Source organism: Nocardia sp. NPDC049526 (assembly GCF_044465765.1).
Classification (GTDB): Bacteria; Actinomycetota; Actinomycetes; order Mycobacteriales; family Mycobacteriaceae; genus Nocardia.
Genome location: NZ_JBITMA010000004.1, coordinates 527,835 through 543,852 on the forward strand (window position 1 = coordinate 527,835; position 16,018 = coordinate 543,852).

17 protein-coding genes are annotated in these 16,018 nt (G+C 65.5%); 4 read left to right on the plus strand and 13 right to left on the minus strand.

The features are described 5' to 3' along the window. Positions 1-65: 65 nt before the first annotated feature. Positions 66-605 (plus strand): ester cyclase, encoded by a 540-nt coding sequence (locus ACIBW7_RS15965; RefSeq protein ID WP_397046961.1) that lies wholly within the window; start codon positions 66-68, stop codon positions 603-605. Here ACIBW7_RS15965 and ACIBW7_RS15970 read toward each other — a convergent pair whose 3' ends face one another. The 7 genes from ACIBW7_RS15970 to ACIBW7_RS16000 form a co-directional block, all read right to left on the minus strand. Then, complete coding sequence (locus ACIBW7_RS15970; protein ID WP_397046962.1) at positions 606-1,313, minus strand: TetR/AcrR family transcriptional regulator; 708 nt, start codon at positions 1,311-1,313, stop codon at positions 606-608. A gap of 27 nt (positions 1,314-1,340) precedes the next feature. Then, positions 1,341-2,975, minus strand: a complete 1,635-nt coding sequence (locus tag ACIBW7_RS15975) for an MFS transporter (RefSeq protein WP_397047089.1) — start codon at positions 2,973-2,975, stop codon at positions 1,341-1,343. A gap of 216 nt (positions 2,976-3,191) precedes the next feature. Continuing rightward, a complete protein-coding gene (locus tag ACIBW7_RS15980; RefSeq protein ID WP_357477603.1) occupies positions 3,192-3,542 on the minus strand; it encodes an HPF/RaiA family ribosome-associated protein in 351 nt (116 codons plus the stop codon). Between the two features lie 120 nt (positions 3,543-3,662). After that, the gene (locus ACIBW7_RS15985) at positions 3,663-4,931 is read right to left on the minus strand and encodes an MFS transporter (protein WP_397047090.1); all 1,269 of its coding nucleotides are present in this window, start codon (positions 4,929-4,931) and stop codon (positions 3,663-3,665) included. A gap of 281 nt (positions 4,932-5,212) precedes the next feature. After that, positions 5,213-6,031, minus strand: a complete 819-nt coding sequence (locus ACIBW7_RS15990; RefSeq protein ID WP_397046963.1) for a nitrilase-related carbon-nitrogen hydrolase — start codon at positions 6,029-6,031, stop codon at positions 5,213-5,215. A 32-nt stretch (positions 6,032-6,063) separates the two neighbouring features. Further along, positions 6,064-6,483, minus strand: a complete 420-nt coding sequence (locus ACIBW7_RS15995) for a hypothetical protein (RefSeq protein WP_397046964.1) — start codon at positions 6,481-6,483, stop codon at positions 6,064-6,066. 104 nt (positions 6,484-6,587) lie between these two features. Further along, positions 6,588-7,172: a TetR/AcrR family transcriptional regulator gene (locus tag ACIBW7_RS16000; protein WP_397046965.1), complete on the minus strand. Its 585-nt coding sequence runs from the start codon at positions 7,170-7,172 to the stop codon at positions 6,588-6,590. Positions 7,173-7,263: 91 nt separating this feature from the next. On the opposite strand from ACIBW7_RS16000, the gene ACIBW7_RS16005 reads away from it, so the two are divergent. Next, entirely contained in the window at positions 7,264-7,983 is a 720-nt protein-coding gene (locus ACIBW7_RS16005) for an SDR family oxidoreductase (protein ID WP_397046966.1), read from the plus strand. Between the two features lie 55 nt (positions 7,984-8,038). Here ACIBW7_RS16005 and ACIBW7_RS16010 read toward each other — a convergent pair whose 3' ends face one another. Further along, positions 8,039-8,185: a DUF1059 domain-containing protein gene (locus tag ACIBW7_RS16010; protein ID WP_063721623.1), complete on the minus strand. Its 147-nt coding sequence runs from the start codon at positions 8,183-8,185 to the stop codon at positions 8,039-8,041. A 367-nt stretch (positions 8,186-8,552) separates the two neighbouring features. Here ACIBW7_RS16010 and ACIBW7_RS16015 point away from each other — a divergent pair, with 367 nt between their 5' ends. Beyond that, a complete protein-coding gene (locus tag ACIBW7_RS16015; RefSeq protein WP_063046497.1) occupies positions 8,553-8,759 on the plus strand; it encodes a hypothetical protein in 207 nt (68 codons plus the stop codon). Positions 8,760-8,830: 71 nt separating this feature from the next. Here ACIBW7_RS16015 and ACIBW7_RS16020 read toward each other — a convergent pair whose 3' ends face one another. The 5 genes from ACIBW7_RS16020 to ACIBW7_RS16040 all read right to left on the minus strand — a co-directional run bounded on the left by ACIBW7_RS16020 (position 8,831) and on the right by ACIBW7_RS16040 (position 14,207). Continuing rightward, entirely contained in the window at positions 8,831-9,442 is a 612-nt protein-coding gene (locus ACIBW7_RS16020) for a histidine phosphatase family protein (protein ID WP_397046967.1), read from the minus strand. Positions 9,443-9,989: 547 nt separating this feature from the next. Beyond that, on the minus strand, positions 9,990-10,757 hold the full coding sequence (locus ACIBW7_RS16025) for a 3-oxoacyl-ACP reductase (RefSeq protein ID WP_397046968.1): 768 nt from the start codon (positions 10,755-10,757) through the stop codon (positions 9,990-9,992). A gap of 6 nt (positions 10,758-10,763) precedes the next feature. Continuing rightward, positions 10,764-12,125, minus strand: coding sequence for an aldehyde dehydrogenase family protein (locus ACIBW7_RS16030; protein ID WP_397046969.1), 1,362 nt, complete (start codon positions 12,123-12,125; stop codon positions 10,764-10,766). Beyond that, the gene (locus ACIBW7_RS16035; RefSeq protein WP_327101374.1) at positions 12,122-12,862 is read right to left on the minus strand and encodes a gamma-glutamyl-gamma-aminobutyrate hydrolase family protein; all 741 of its coding nucleotides are present in this window, start codon (positions 12,860-12,862) and stop codon (positions 12,122-12,124) included. The genes ACIBW7_RS16030 and ACIBW7_RS16035 overlap by 4 nt, the downstream gene beginning before the upstream one ends. Then, a complete protein-coding gene (locus ACIBW7_RS16040; protein ID WP_397046970.1) occupies positions 12,843-14,207 on the minus strand; it encodes a glutamine synthetase family protein in 1,365 nt (454 codons plus the stop codon). The genes ACIBW7_RS16035 and ACIBW7_RS16040 overlap by 20 nt, the downstream gene beginning before the upstream one ends. Before the next feature lie 103 nt (positions 14,208-14,310). On the opposite strand from ACIBW7_RS16040, the gene ACIBW7_RS16045 reads away from it, so the two are divergent. Continuing rightward, on the plus strand, positions 14,311-15,954 hold the full coding sequence (locus ACIBW7_RS16045; RefSeq protein ID WP_397046971.1) for an FUSC family protein: 1,644 nt from the start codon (positions 14,311-14,313) through the stop codon (positions 15,952-15,954). The last annotated feature ends 64 nt before the right edge of the window (positions 15,955-16,018 follow it).

Here is a 16,018-nt window from a genome sequence, read left to right on the forward strand (position 1 = left end):
GTCATGGGTTCGAATTACATTGTTATTCGAACCCATGACATTGTTATGCAAGTACGGTGGCGGCCATGAACTCTGGTGAATTCGCCCTCGACCCGGCCGCCGAGCCCATCGAGGACACCGACTGGCTGCGCGAGTTCGTCGAGCGCTACATCGCCGGTTGGAACACCGGCGACGGCGACGCGGTGGCGGCCTGCGTCACCGAGGACACCCGCTGGCTGGACCCGTCCGAGGGCGAGCTGATCATCGGCCGGGCCGGGGTCGCGAAGTTCGTCCACGACACCAAGCGGGCATTTCCAGATGTCAGTTACACCACCGTCTTCGAGCCGGTCGTCACCTCGGACGCGCTGGCGGCGATCGTGCCGTGGCGAATGACGGGCACCCACCTCGGCATGATCGATCCGCCCGGATTCGCAGGCACCAACAAGAAATTCGACCTGTTCGTGGTCGACATCTGGCAGTTCCGCTCCGGACTCATCTGGCGCAGCAAGGCCACCTGGGACCTGAACGAGCTGCTGCTGCAACTCGAATTGCTACCCAAGCGCAATGGTTTCGCCGAACGCGCCATGGCCCGCGCCCAGCGCATCGCGGTCAAACTCCGTGGCTGATCACGTGTGCGGGCCGGTCAGCGCGGTGACCTGCTCGAGGGCACGCGCTACCGACCGCTCGATCGTCGCGCGTTCGGCGCCCATGCCGATCAGGATGTTGACGATCGAAGGCAATAGCACCTCCGACACCCCCTGGTCGCCGTACAGGCCGGCCATATCCAGCTGGATGAACCCGTACAGCCCGGTCCAGAACTGGGCCGCGGCCGAGCGCTCATTCGTGCTGTGCAACAGATTCGCCGCCAGCGCCCGCCGGGTCGCGCGCACCACGAAATCGAAGCTCTCCGCGAAGTTCTCGAAGTCGGAATCGCTGCTATCGGCCAGCACATTGCCGCGGTGCACCTTCACCTCGGCCTTCGGCGACTCGGTGGCGAACATCAGCCGGAACAGTTCGGGTTTGCGCACCGCCTCGTCCCGGAAGACGAAGCCGAGCACCAGGATTTCGGCGATCGGATCGTCGCTCACCTCGCATTCGGCCAGCCGCGCGACCAACTGCGCGAAGCCCTCCGAGCCGACCGCCTGGATCAAGCCCGGCATGCCGCTGAAGTTGGAGTAGATCGCCATGGTCGAGACCCCGCATATCCGCGCCACGCGACGCACGGTCAACGAGGCGAGTCCTTCCGTCGAGATGAGTTGTACTGTGGCCGCTATCAGGCGATCGCGCATCGAGCCGGTTAGTGCGGGCTCCAACGCAGTTGCAGTGTCGATCATTACCTCACCTAGCAGTGCTCGTCCTTGCTACGCCGCCGCGACGCCCAACTCCTCGGCGGTGATCTCTTCCAATGGCTTGCGCCGGGTTTCGACGATGAACCCGACGGCCACCACCGCCGCGATCGCGATCGGCGCCGCGCTGATCAGCGCGGTCACGGTGATCGATGGCGTGGCCACGGCGAGCACCACCAGCGCGATGACCAGCACACCGCCCGCCTTGGTCATGGCCGCCGCGACGCCGCTGCCGCGGGACCTGATCCGGGTCGGGTAGACCTCCGCGCCATAGGCGACGATGACCGCGACCACCGAGCTGGAACCCCAGATCGGCACCACGAGAAGGGCATACAGCAGCGTGGTGTTGTCGGCGATGTGGTCACCGAGGATTACGAAACCGCCCAGCGCGACGGCGAGCAGCGTGCTGAGCGTGATCAGCGTCCATTTGGTCGAGCGGTGATAGCAGTAGGCGACCAGGAAGTTCAGCGGAAAACCGATCAGCGCGGAGTCACGCAGGATCTTGTCGGCGCTGACACCGGTGAATCCGAGGCTGCGCAGATTCGTCGGCAGCCATAGCTGGAAGCCGTAGGTGACCAGTCCGACCCCGAGCCCCAAAAGCGCCAGCACGATGGTCATTCCGGCGAAGGGACGGCGCAGCAGCTGACCGAACCCACCCTGCAGATCATCCTCGGCAGCGGCTTGCGGCTGCTCGACCTCGATGACCTCGGCATTGTATGTGCGCAGCACCTCTTCGGCCTCGCGGTGCCTGCCGATGGCCATCAGGAACCGCGGCGACTCCGGAATCCAGCGGACCAGCAGCACCAGCAGCAGTCCGGTGGGCAAGCCGATCAGCCACATGCTGCGCCAGCCGTAGGTCTCGCCGATCGTCGAGGACAGCCAGCTGGTGATGACGTAGGCCCCCGCGATATCGCCGCCGATCAGCACCAGCAGCCAACCGCGGTGGCGCGCCGGGATGGTCTCCGAGAGCAGCGTGAAGGCGATCGGCAGCATCCCGCCCGCGCTCAGGCCCATGATGAAGCACATCGCCACATTCAGTTCGAAGCTCGGCATGGCGCCGCAGATCGCGGTTCCCACGAAGAAGATTCCGGCCAGCAGGATCGCCGCCTTGCGGCCGATGCGGTCACCGAGCCAACCCCACAGGAACGACCCCAGCACCGTGCCGGTGATACCGGACAGCGGCAGCAGCGCCACCGGTAGCGCGTCCAGATGCGGGCTCGCCGGGGTGCGCAGGTGGTATTCGGCGCCGACACCGGGAACGACGAAGGCCAGGGTCGTCGGCTTCATCACGTCGATGGTGATCGCGGCGGCCATGATCAGCAGCAGCACCACGTGCACCCGGTTGATCGGCGCGTCGTCGAGTGCCCGCACCCGCAGCCCGGCCACCGTGTCGTTGACCGCGCGCTGCGGGAAAAGGCCGTAAGTGGTGACGCCCAACCCGACCACGATCAAGATCATCCCCGTGATCATGGCGCCGTCCATGGGCATGCCCGCCAACCGATAGCCCATGTCGCGGGCCATGAGATACATCGGAAGGTGCAGGGCGGTGCCGAGCACCGTCAACACCAGACCGAACCAGAAAGCTCCCGTACGCCGACGGTTGACCGGACCCTCCGATCGAGGCGCGATATCGACGGCATTCACATGCATCACCGGACCCTCATCAGCCCCCACACACCAGTTACCGATCGGTATTACACACGAGTTCCGTGCCGGCGTGGGCTTTTTAATCTGTTCGGTATCAACAAGTTCGGTGCGCGGTGGACTTACCTATGAGAATGGTTACGATCACGGCCGGCTGGGTAACCTGCTGCGCCGATATCGTAAGCCGATTCCCACCGGTGGGAATATGGTCGATGCTGTCTATTATTCGACGCGCAAGTGCCTGATGGATTCGCCACCCTTCGTGTGATGCAGGCGGCCGAAGCGACTTTCGAGGAGGTTGGCCATGGCGTCGGCGGCGCCGGTATAAGCCTCTTCGACCGTAGCCGCGCGGTGAGTTACGGCGACCGGAGGCTGACCGGATATCCGGGCCTCCAGTACGCACTGCTTATCGTCCGGACCGCCTTTATCGGCGTTCAGATCGGTCAGATGAACTTCCAGTCGGGTGAGCTGCTCACCGAAGCGGTCGAGTGTCGAGGAGAGCGTCGATTCCACGCGCTCGGCCAGCGATGCGCCGCCGTGGATATTGCTGCCGGTGTTGACCTGAATCTGCACGAGCGTCTCCAATCCGATAGGTGTCTGCCCACGGTTACCGACTCGCGGAGCGCGAACTCAGCAATCCGTCGGCAATGCCGACACTACTCGCATGGGTGTGTGCTCAGCAGATTCCCAGGTTCAGACCGTCTGTGCCGCGATCGGTGGCGTCAGTTGCTGCGCATCGGGAACGACGGTGCCGCGCAACGAGGTTCCCGCGGTCTCGCGCAGGAACGACCAGGCGACGAGTCCGATCAGGCTGGCGCCCACCATATACGCGGCTGGGAACAGTGACCAGCCGGTCGATTCGATCGCAGCCTCGTTGACCAGCGGTGCGGTGCCGCCGAATGCGGCGGTCGAGATGTTGTAGCCGAGGGCGAACCCCGCATAGCGCACATGCGTCGGGAAGATCGCCGGGAAGGTCGAGCTGATCGTCGCCAGCTGGGGGACGTACAGCAGGCCGAGCACGATGAATCCGGTGATGGCCCAACCGGTTCCCTGCCCCATCAGCCAGTACATGGGCAGCGCGAGTATCGCGAGTCCGACCAGCGAGACCAGCCAGAGCGGGCGGCGGCCCACCCGGTCGGACAACCTGCCGAAGAACGGCAGCACGATCATCATCACCAACTGCCCGATCAGCATCATCGCGGTGGTGGTCGATTCGCCGACGCCGATGGTGTTCTGCAGGTAGGTCGGTTGATAGGTGAGCAGGGTGTAGTTCACCACGTTCAGGGCGACCACCAGGCCGATCAGCGTCAGGGTTTCGCGGTGGTAGGTGGTCAGCACCTCCCACACGCCGCCCGGCGGGTGCGGTTTGTCGGCCACCTCGGTGAACACGGGCGACTCGTTCAAATGCGAGCGCAGGTACCAGCCGATCAGGCCGAGCGGCACCGCGAACAGGAACGGCACGCGCCAACCCCAGTCGTGCATCGCATCCGAACCGAAGATGAGCTGACACAGCAGCACGACCGCCGAGCCGCCGACGAACCCGCCGAGAGTGCCGAATTCCAGGAAGCTGCCGAGGAATCCGCGCTTGCGGTCGTTGGCGCATTCGGCCAGATATGTTGCGGCACCGCCATATTCGCCGCCGGTCGAGAAGCCTTGCACGACGCGCAGGGCGATGAGCAGAACCGGTGCGAACCAACCGATCTGGGCATGGGTCGGAATCAGGCCGATGCATCCGGTAGCAGCGGCCATCAACAGAATTGTGGTGGCCAGCACGACCTTTCGGCCGAGTCGGTCGCCGAGCGGTCCCCAGACCATACCGCCGAGCGGGCGCAGCAGGAAGGAGATGGCGAAGCCGAGCATGGTGCCGAGGGTGCCGAGTTCGCCCGGGAAGAATGCGTCGGTGAGATAGGTGGCGGTCGCGGCGTAGACGCCGTAGTCGAACCATTCGGTGGCATTGCCCATCGCGGAGGCGGCGACCGATCGGCGTAGCGTCTTCTTCTCCGATTCGCGATCCGTCACCTGCGCCTCCTCACCAGCCCCGGTCACGGGCCTCGATTCGTTCGACCGGCCCGATCCGGTTTTTCCGAGTACAGGCACGGAATTAACCCGTACCCCGGTTCCAAACTGGGCAAACAAGCAGTGGACCGGCCGACCCGGTGACGGGCCCGCTGCCACCTGCGGGATTTCAGGCAAATGTGAGCATGGTCACACTTGTGTTTTTGGGCGTCGAATGCTGTTCGTCATCAGCCGTCGCTGGAGCCTGCTGCTGGGCGCGATCGCCGCCGGAATGAGCCGATGAATGATGCCGCGAACACCGCCACGGACAGCCATGCGAACCAGTCGCCGAATCGGGCGTAGACCGTTTTGCCCGAGTCCAGCGCTATGGTGGCGAGCACCGATCGGGTAACGGTGACATCGGTCCGCGCCGACGCCAGGATATGGCCGCGGGAATCACTGGCCACGAGTTCGCCGAGTTGAGGTGCGCGCGCAATGCCGATACCGGATTCGATGCCGCGCATGATGGCCATACGGCTGTGCAACCAGCGATCGTTGGTGAAGTCCAAAGCCGGGACCAGCAGTAAGGTCTCCCCGCGGTTCCGGTTCTCGCGCACCAGGTCCGGACCATCCAGGTCGAAACACACTGCCAGCGCCCAAGGTTCGCCTGGAATGCGCTGCCAGGCCCTACCCGGCTCGAGGTCGTCCTCCAGACCCGGAATCAAGCGGTGCTTGGCGTATTCGACGCCCGACGGGTAGGCGATGGCGGCATTGACACTGATTCCGCCGGCGGTTTTCACGAGTCCCGCGACGACATGGATACCGCGCCGCGTGGCGACCTCGGTAAGCGGACCAGATAGGTCCGTCAACGTCGATTCATCTGCGGTCCAAGCCTTTTCGGGGAGCACAACTACCTGCGCGCCCTGATCCGCGAGCCGATCGATCTCGCTGACCGCACGCGCGACCATATCGCGACCATCGGCCGAGTTCGCCGGAACATATTCCGGCGGTTGGGAAACCGCGAGGAGACCGATGCGCACGGTATCCCGCTCCGGTGCAACCGCCAAGCGCCACCAGCCGAATGCACCTACCGCAACGATCAGAAGGACGGTCGCGCTTGCGAACCGAAGCCGTTGCGCGCCGGTAACTTCGGATGCCGGATTCCGATGCTCACGCTGGTCAGCGCAACCCGCCGCGGCCGAGTCGGACTGCAGGCCGCGATCGTGTACACGCAGATGATGGTTCCGTACGGCAATGCGGGCATGGCGTGCAAACAGGCCAGCACCGTGATCGCGGGCCCGACCACGAGCAATACGAGAATCGGCGCGCGTCGCCGCCACAGCACCGGCGCGGACGCGAGCACACAGCAGGCGATCACCCACCACGGCGCACGCATCACGATCGCGGGCCCGACGCTGGCCGCCGTGACCGCGACGGCGAGCACGATATCGACCGCACCTGACGGCAACGCGCGCAGCCGCTTCGACGACCAGGACACGGTCCGAGCAAGAGAACTCATAACGAATCCAGTTTCTCCCGCACCCGCACCAACCCGCCTCCCCCGCCCGAATGACCCGGCACTCATCCTCGCGAGCGAGGCATTCATTGCCCAGGTCTGCGATCTCACGGCGCGAGCATGGTCGCGACGCTGGTCGTGACATCCTTCGCCAGCGCGGCATTCACCGGCGCGTGGTGACTGAGCAGCCGGTACCACATGGCACCGAAGACGAAATCGACGACGAGATCCAGCGGGACCACCGGGGTCAGTTTTCCAGTGTCGACACCGCGCTGGAGCAGTGCGCGCAGTGTCGCTCGTCGCGGGCCGATCACGGTGTCCTGCAATCGTTCGGACAGGGCTGGATCGCGTTGCGCGTCCGCCATCAGACCGACCAGCGCCTGACCCGTCACCTTCTGCGCGAGGTCGAAAGTGGCCGTCAGCAGGCGCTCGACGGCGACGAGCACATCCACCGATTCGTCCGAAACATGCAGTGCCGCATGCTCTTCGGCCAAACCGACCAGCGCCTCGATCAGAATCGAGGCCTTGTCCGGCCACCAGCGGTAGACCGTCTGCCGCCCGACGCCCGCCCCGTCCGCGATGGCCTTGATGGTCAGATCTTGGTAGCCGTCGCGCTCGCAGAGTTCCAGCGCCGTATGCAGGATCGCGCGCCTGGCGTCCTCACTGCGGGGTCGACCGCGGGTTCCTGTCATGCGGGTCACTTTACAAGACACCGTGCCTCGAATATATTAACGAGGCACGGTGGTTCGAAAATCATCGTGTTTCGAACTTCAGGAGGATCTTGTGAACAACAAAGTCGTCATCGTTGGTGGAACCTCTGGAATCGGCCTGGCGACCGCTCGCCGACTCGCCGCGAACGGCGCGGAGGTCGTCATCGCCGGACGCAACGAAGAACGACTCGCCGCCGCACTGGCCGAGCTGGGCCCGCAGGTCACCGGCAAGGTCGTGGATGCGCGCGCCGAAAATGAACTGGCACAACTATTTTCGGAGGTCGGGCCGGTCGACCATGTGGTGGTGACCGTGACCGGACCGTCCGGCACCACCCCGTTCCGCGAACTCGGCCTCGACCAACTGCAGGCCCACGTCTCCGGCAAACTGCTGCCGCACGTCGCCACCATTCAGGCGGCGCTGCCGCATCTCGCGCAGGACGGGTCGATCACGCTGGTCTCCGCTGCATCCGCGGGCGGCGCAATGCCGACAACCGCCGCACTGGCCGCCGTCAATGCCGGTGTCGAAGCCATCGTTCCCGTGCTCGCGGTCGAACTCGCACCCGTGCGTGTGAACGCCGTATCCCCTGGTGTGATCGACACCGAATGGTGGAGCTTCCTCCCCGCGGACGCCCGCGCCGAGGTGTTCGCCGGAATCGCGGCACAGACCCCGGTCGGCCGGATCGGCAGCGCGGACGATATCGCCAAGGCCATCGAATTCCTCACCGACAACACCTTCACCACCGGCGTGGTGGTACGCGTGGACGGTGGCGCTCGCCTCGGCTCCCCCAAATAACCCACCTCGCCCGGCTTTTTGTCATAACCGGTGACGAAAAGCCGGGTGCGGTGGATCAGTACGCGATGAACAGAATTTCGTCCCGGGAATAGTCGTGCCCCGGGTGGTTCTCGGCCAGATGCGCCTTGGTCTTCTCGACCAGGTCGTCCTCATCCGTCCCGACGATCTGTTCGCCGCAGGGGCAGTTCAGATTTCGCTTCATCAACGGTCCTTCCTTCTCCCCCGTCAGTCTAAGCACGCGCCGCCGGACCAGGCGGATCTGGTGGGCTCCCGCGCGCTTCACAAGGCGTTGTGCCGGCGCGCCGACCCCGCAGACCGACGACACCCGACCAGCTGCACAATCAGCGACAGCCGGCACCGCACAGGCCATCCCCGGCACCGATCGCGCGGTCGTGCAGGCACCGTGTCGCCTCATTCGGCCGAGACGGACACGCCTGATTCGTCCGTCGCTCCCGCGTCGATCGGCGGCAAATGCCGACGAAACGGCCCAGCGCGGCCTGGACATATTCCGGCAGTCCCGAACTCGGCACCTCGCTCGAAAGAGCGCAGAATGGGAGCAGGAGGTCATGATGCAATTGCTAAAGGGCCTGCTCGGCGTGGTGTTGGGGCTCGTGACAGCCGTGCTCGGCACGGTAGTCGGAATCCTCGCGGCCGTGGTCTGGCTCGTCGGCGCAGTGCTGTGCGTGACGCTGATCCTCATTCCGCTGGGTCTGCCTGTCATGCGGCTCGGCCGCCGCCTGTTCACGCTCGCCGGTCAGCTGATGCACACTCCCTGAAGGCCGCCCTGGGCTCTTCGACGTCGGGACGCGCCGCCGACTTTCCGCGCGTCGCGACGGGCATCGAGGCACTACGGCCGCAGCGGCACAGGCCACGATAGGCACCGCCAAGCCGTGCCATTCCATTCCACGAGAAACGGCTCGGCGTGCGGCAACGGAGTTCCCCACACCCGAGCACGAAGATCGCACAATCTTGCCAATGTCACGGTCAGGCTGGCGACGTGCCCGACCACAGCGACAGTCTCGCCACCATGGTCAGCCGCGATCCGCCGGAACGATCCGGTCATCCGGGCAACCACCTGCCGCCCCGACTCGCCATCCCTCACGCGCTGCTCGAGATCACCCTCAACGATCCACGCGCGCAGCACTTTCGCGGTCAGCCCGAGGATCGCCGGATCCCTGCTCCCGTCGAACTCACCGATGCCGACCTCGGCCAATTCATCCATCGCTACGACATCGAGCCGTCGTCGCGATGCCAGCCCAGCGGCAGTCTGCCGAGCACGCAGCGCACTACTCGAATAGATCCGAACAATCGGCTCATCGGCCAACCTATGGGCCGCATCAACAGCTTGCCGGCGACCAACCACGGTCAACGCCGACCACGGCACAGCACCCGCAACCCCGGCAGCGACATTCTCCGACTCACCATGCCGCAAACACCACACCCGCACCCGATCAGCCATCGTCGAGTGATGTGTTCGCGCGGTTGTCCCGGGCCGCGACGGCGGCAGCGAAGTCCGGGGGACGCGGCACCGAAGTCGTTGGGCGATGACTCCGTTCGCGGTACATCGGTCGGCCCGGGAGCCGGAGTGGATGCTGTCGGCTCGGCGACTCGCGGATTCGCCGTGCACCAGCTATTCGGCGAGAAGGCCGGTGCAGCACGGCATTACGGAGACACGGAGGAGGAGCATCAGGTTCTACCAGCGGATCACATGGTTCGAAGAAGTAGGCGTAGCGCCGCACTGAGTCCGGCGCTACGCGTGCTCAGTTTCCTTGATCCGGCTGGGGATACGAACCGGGTGCGCTGCCGTCACTTCGGCTGAATACCGGGCGGAAATCGGGACCGACGGCGTCGGTTTGGACGGACTGTTCGGTTGTCAGGGCGTCGTGACTGAACAGCCCGGGCGATCGCCCATCTTCCGTACTCATCTTCACGAGCCTCCCTCTGATCGGCGACGTATGGCGAATCCTGGCTTACTGCGCAGCGGTCCGCCCGAATCAACCGTACCTTTACAACGGTGTGACGTATGCGCCGGAGATGCCACCGTCCACCAGGAACTGCGATGCGGTGATGAACGAGGAGTCGTCACTGGCCAGAAATGCGACCGCGGCGGCGATCTCCTCCGGCTCGGCGAAGCGTCCGACGGGGATGTGCACCAGGCGGCGCGCGGCGCGTTCGGGGTCCTTCGCGAACAGCTCCTGCAGCAGTGGCGTGTTCACCGGCCCGGGACACAGCGCGTTGACCCGAATCCCGTTGCGCGCGAACTGCACACCGAGTTCACGGCTCATTGCGAGCACACCGCCCTTGGATGCGGTGTAGGAGATCTGCGAGGTCGCCGCCCCCATGACCGCGACGAACGACGCGGTATTGATCACCGAGCCCTTACCCCGCTCCAGCATGTGGTTGATGGCGTACTTGCTGCACAGATACACCGAGGTCAGATTGACCTCCTGCACCCGACGCCAGGCGTCGATGCCGGTGGTCAGAATCGAATCGTCTTCCGGCGGCGAGATTCCGGCATTGTTGAAGGCGATATCGAGTCCGCCATAGGTGTCGACGGCGGTCTGGAACACGGCCTCGACCTGGGCCTCGTCGGTGACGTCCACCTTCACGAACAGGCCGCCCACTTCGCCGGCCGCGGCCTCTCCCGCGGCGGCATCGATATCGGCGACGACGACCTTGGCACCCTCCGCCGCGAACCGGCGAACGGTGGCCAGGCCGATACCGCTCCCGCCGCCGGTGACGACGGCGACTCGATCCTTTAAGCGCTGCAACACATCTCCTTAATCAGTTGCTATGAAGACGTTCTTGGTCTCGGTAAAGGCAAGTGCCGCATCGGGTCCGAGTTCGCGCCCGAGCCCGGACTGTTTGAATCCGCCGAACGGCGTCCAATACCGCACCGAGGAATGCGAATTCACCGACAGATTCCCGGCTTCCACACCGCGAGACACCCGCAGCGCCCGGCCCACGTCATTGGTCCAGATGGAGCCGGACAGACCGTATTCGGTGTCATTGGCAATGCGAACGGCATCGGCCTCGTCCTCGAACGGAACCACCGCGACCACCGGCCCGAACACCTCCTCGGTGAGGACCCGATCCGACTGCGCGTCGGGCAGCACAACCGTTGGCGGATACCAGAATCCGGGTCCGTCGGGCTGCGTACCGGTGAATGCCACCTTGGTCGACGGCTCGACGAACGAGGCCACCCGAGCACGATGCGCGGCCGAAATCAGCGGGCCCATTTCGGTGGACTCCGCCGCGGGATCACCGACCCGAACCCCACGCACAGCCGGTTCCAGCAATTCCAGGAACCGGTCGAACACACTGCGCTGCACCAGAATTCGCGACCGCGCACAGCAATCCTGCCCGGCATTGTCGAAAACACCGTAGGGCGCGGTCGCCGCCGCCCGCTCCAGATCGGCGTCGGCGAAAACGATATTCGCGCTCTTACCGCCCAATTCGAGCGTCACCCGCTTCACCTGGCGCGCACATCCGGCCATGATCTCCTTGCCCACCTCGGTGGACCCGGTGAAGACCACCTTCCGCACGGCGGGATGGGTCACGAACCGCTGCCCCACCACCGAACCCTTGCCGGGCAGTACCTGGAAAACACCTTCCGGCACACCGGCTTCGAGCGCGAGCTCACCCAATCGGATCGCGGTGAGCGGCGTGAGCTCGGCAGGCTTGAGCACCACCGTATTCCCGGCGGCGAGTGCGGGACCGAATCCCCATGCCGCGATCGGCATCGGGAAGTTCCACGGCACGATCACCCCGACCACGCCGAGCGGTTCGTGGAAGGTGATGTCGACCCCGCCCGCGACCGGAATCTGGTTGCCCAGCAGCCGTTCCGGAATCCCGGCGGCGAAATGCAGCACATCGCGGACATTGCCCGCCTCCCAGCGCGCATTGCAGATGGTGTGCCCGGCATTGGCCACCTCGAGCTGGGCGAGCTGCTCGAGATTCGCGTCGACGGCCTCGGCGAACCGACGCAGCAACCGAGCCCGATCCCCCGGTGCGACCACGCGCCAATCGGCCCCGGCCCGCTGCGCCCGCTCGATGGCCGCATCGGTCTCGGCCACGCTCACCAATTCGAGTGTCGTGACGACCTGCTCGGTCGCCGGGTTGACCACCTGCGTTGTCGTCACGAATTCCGTTCCTTTCGATAGGTGGCCGCCGCCTGGACCAGTGCTCGCATCAATCGCGTATCGGTCGCATCCGCCTCCGGATGCCACTGCACACCCACCAGGAACGGACCGTCCGGCGCCTCCGCCGCCTCGATCGTGCCGTCCGACGCGTGCGCGGTCGCGACCAGGCCATCGGCCAGGATGGCGACGGCCTGGTGATGGTGGCAATTCACCTTCACCTCCGGTCCGGCGATCGTGGCGACCAGGCTGTCCGGCACCGTCGTGACCCGGTTCGGGTGGAAGCCACCCGGCGTACCCGAATGGTCGTCGTGGCCGAGCAGATCCGGCAGATGCTGGATCAGGGTGCCGCCGAACGCGACATTGACCAGTTGCAGGCCGCGACAGATCGCGAGGATCGGCAGACCGGCAGCGCGTGCCAGGGCCAACAGCTCGAATTCGGAATCGTCACGGTCGGCGCGCAGTGGGCCGAGGGCCGCATCCGGCGGCGCGCCGTAGCGGGCCGGATCGACATCGGCGCCGCCAGTCAGCACCAACCCGTCGAGCCGATCCACCAGCTCCGCGCGCGCCACGCCGGTGGGCGGCAGCAGCACCGGTATGCCGCCCGCGCGCTCCACCAACTGCAGGTAGTTGTGCGGCAGCACCGCACTCGGCACATCCCAGGCGCCGAATCGGGCCTGTTCCAGGTAGGTCGGCAGGCCGATGACCGGACGGATCTGCTCAGAGCCGCTCGAAACCACGGATTCGCTCCCAATCGGTGACGGCGGCGTCGAAGGCGTCCAGCTCGACCTGTGCCGCATTCCGATAATGGTCCACCACGTCGTCGCCGAACGCTGTCCGTGCCACCTTGCTCTCGCCGAACAATTGCGCCGCTTCCCGCAGCGTACGCGGCACCCGCGGGCGCTGGGACCGGTAGGCATTGCCGTGGAACTCCGGCTCGAGCGGGAGCGCGTGCTCGATACCGTGTAATCCGGCGGCAATGGTCGCGGCGACGGCCAGATACGGATTCACATCGCCGCCCGGGATCCGGTTCTCCATCCGCAGGGACAGATCCTCGCCCACCACGCGCAGCGAACAGGTCCGGTTGTCACGTCCCCAGGCCAATGCGGTCGGCGCGAAACTCCCTGCCACGAATCGCTTGTAGGAGTTGATATTCGGCGCGAGCAGGTAGGTGAACTCGCGCAGGCAATCCAGTTGCCCGGCGAGGAAATGCCGCATGAGTGCGGAGGTGCCGTGCGGGCCGTCACCCGCGAATACCGCCGCACCCGAATCGGCACGCAGACTTATATGAATATGGCACGAATTGCCCTCGCGCTCATTGTATTTCGCCATGAAGCTGAGACTGCGGCCCTCCTGGGCGGCGATCTCCTTGGCGCCGTTCTTGTAGATGCTGTGGTTGTCGCAGGTCACCAGCGCCTCGTCATAGCGGAATGCGATCTCGTGCTGACCCGGATTGCATTCACCCTTGGCCGATTCGACATACAGTCCCGCACCGGCCATTTCATTGCGAATGCGACGCAGCAGTGGCTCGATGCGTGCGGTCCCCAGCATCGAATAGTCGACGTTGTACTGGTTGGCGGGCCGCAGATCGCGATAGCCGGAATTCCACGCGTCCTCGTAGCTGTCGTCGAAGACCAGGAACTCGAGTTCGGTCCCGACGTAGGCATGCAGCCCACGTTCGGCGAGCCGCGCCAATTGCGCTCGCAATATCTGCCGCGGCGATACCGTGACCGGCTGACGTGCCGGTTCCACGTGCTCGACATCACACAGCACCAGCGCGGTTCCCGGCTGCCACGGCACCAGCCGGAGCGTACTGAGATCCGGCCGCAGGACGAAGTCGCCGTAGCCGGTTTCCCAGGACGAGATCGCGTATCCGTCGACCGTCGTCATATCGACATCCACCGCGAGCAGGTAATTGCACGCCTCGGTCGCGTGCCCGATCACCTCGTCCAGGAAAAACCTTGCCGCACAACGCTTTCCCTGTAAACGGCCCTGCATATCGGTCATTGCCACCAGCACCGTGTCGATCTCCCCCGCATCGACGAGCGCCCGCAACTGCACCAGCTCCAGCATCCCCGTACGCATCGATAACCCCTCTCGGCAGCAACCTGGCCAACGCTAGAGCAAAAGGGGCGAGCGCGTGTCCCGACACACAAAACCCAATGGTCGGTTGGTGTTGAATGGCCTGGTGGACGACCCGACCCCCGATCCGTCACACCATCCGGTGCCGACGCCGCCGCGGCGGCGCGCGCTGCTGTTCGGATCGGCGCACACGGGTTGGCGGTGGCCGGTGGCGGCGCGGTCCGCGCTCGCATTCGGGTTGCCCGCGCTGAGCGTGCTCGCGACGGGGCATCAGCAGCAGGCGATGATCGTCGCGCTGGGTGCGTTCGCTGTGCTCTACGGCGAGGCGCGCGCCTACCGAATGCGTTGGCGGATAGTGCTGATCGCGGGGGCGGGCTTTCTCACGGCGGCGGCGCTCGGTGCCGTGATCGGCGATCTGTGGCACGCGACGGCCGGAATTATCGGTGTGGCGGCACTTTCCGTTGTGGCGCTGGTCGCGAGCTATGTCATGGTCGCGACGCGGGCCGGACCGCCGGGCATGTTCTTCTTCGTGCTGGTATGCGCGGTAGCGACGCGGATGGCCGCCGCCGGTATTTCGGTACCGGTCATCGTGGGATATACCGCGCTCGGCGTGCTGAGTTCGGTGCTGGTTTCGATGAGTCCGATATTGCGCGATGCGCGTGCGCCGGAAAAGGCGTCGCTGGCATCGGCCTTGCGTGCCGTCGATACCTACGTCGAATACCGGAAGAACGGGCAACCGTCCGCCGCCGAGCGGCACGCGGCGGGTGCCGCGCTGCATTCGGCGTGGGCCACGGTCCATGATGCGGGTCTGCCTGCCCGCGAACCGGATTCGGAGATCGTCCGGACGCTGCTGGCCGCACATCGCCAATTCATCGGGATAGCGGACGCCGCACCGGACGTGCTCGACGCGCCGGTGCCGATGACCCGCCCGACTGTCGGTCAGCGACTGCGACGGTCACTGACGATCCGCTCGCATGCGGCGACCACGGCGCTGCGCACGCTGGCCGCCGCCGTGATCGCGGGTGGCATCAGTGTGCTGGTGGACCTCGGCCGACCGGACTGGGCCGTGATCACCGCCGTCCTGGTGCTGAATCTGGGGCCGGATCGCATTGTCGGCACCGTGCGCGCATTGCATCGCGTCGGGGGCACGGTCGTCGGGCTGATCGTGTTCGCGGCGCTGCACGCAATCGCGCCGTCGGACATCGTGCTCGTGCTCGTGCTCATGGCTCTGATGTTCCTGACGGATCTGTTCGTAGTGCGCAATTACGGGATCGCCGTCGTCTTCATCACGCCATTGGCGCTGCTGATCGGTGGCGCGCTGGGTGGGCCGATACTGGTTCCCGTCCGCGATCGGCTGATCGAGACGCTGGTCGGTGCGCTGGTCGCGGTTGCGGCAATGTGGGTGATCGTGCCGCGTGCGCACCGGCACGACCTGCGATGGAACGAATCCAAGGTGCTGCGGGTGGCCGCGGACCTGATCGAGATCCTGCGCACGAAGCCACCGGCCGATCCGGTCGCCATGCGGTTGCGTCGCGATCTGCAGTTCGAACTCGTCGGCAATCACCTCAGCGGTGTGGCGGCATATCGCGACGAACCGGCGTGGACACGTGAACAATGGCCTCGGCATGCGGAGATCGGCCGGATCGGGTACGACCTGCTCGCGCAATGTTGGCTGACACCGGCGAAGCGATTGCTCACCGACCCCGACGACCTGGCCGGACAGATCGCCCGGATGGACGCATCACACTGAACCGATCGACACGTCCAGTTCGTCGTAACTGGCTCACGACAGCGCCGGGGCGGCGTCTCTAGGG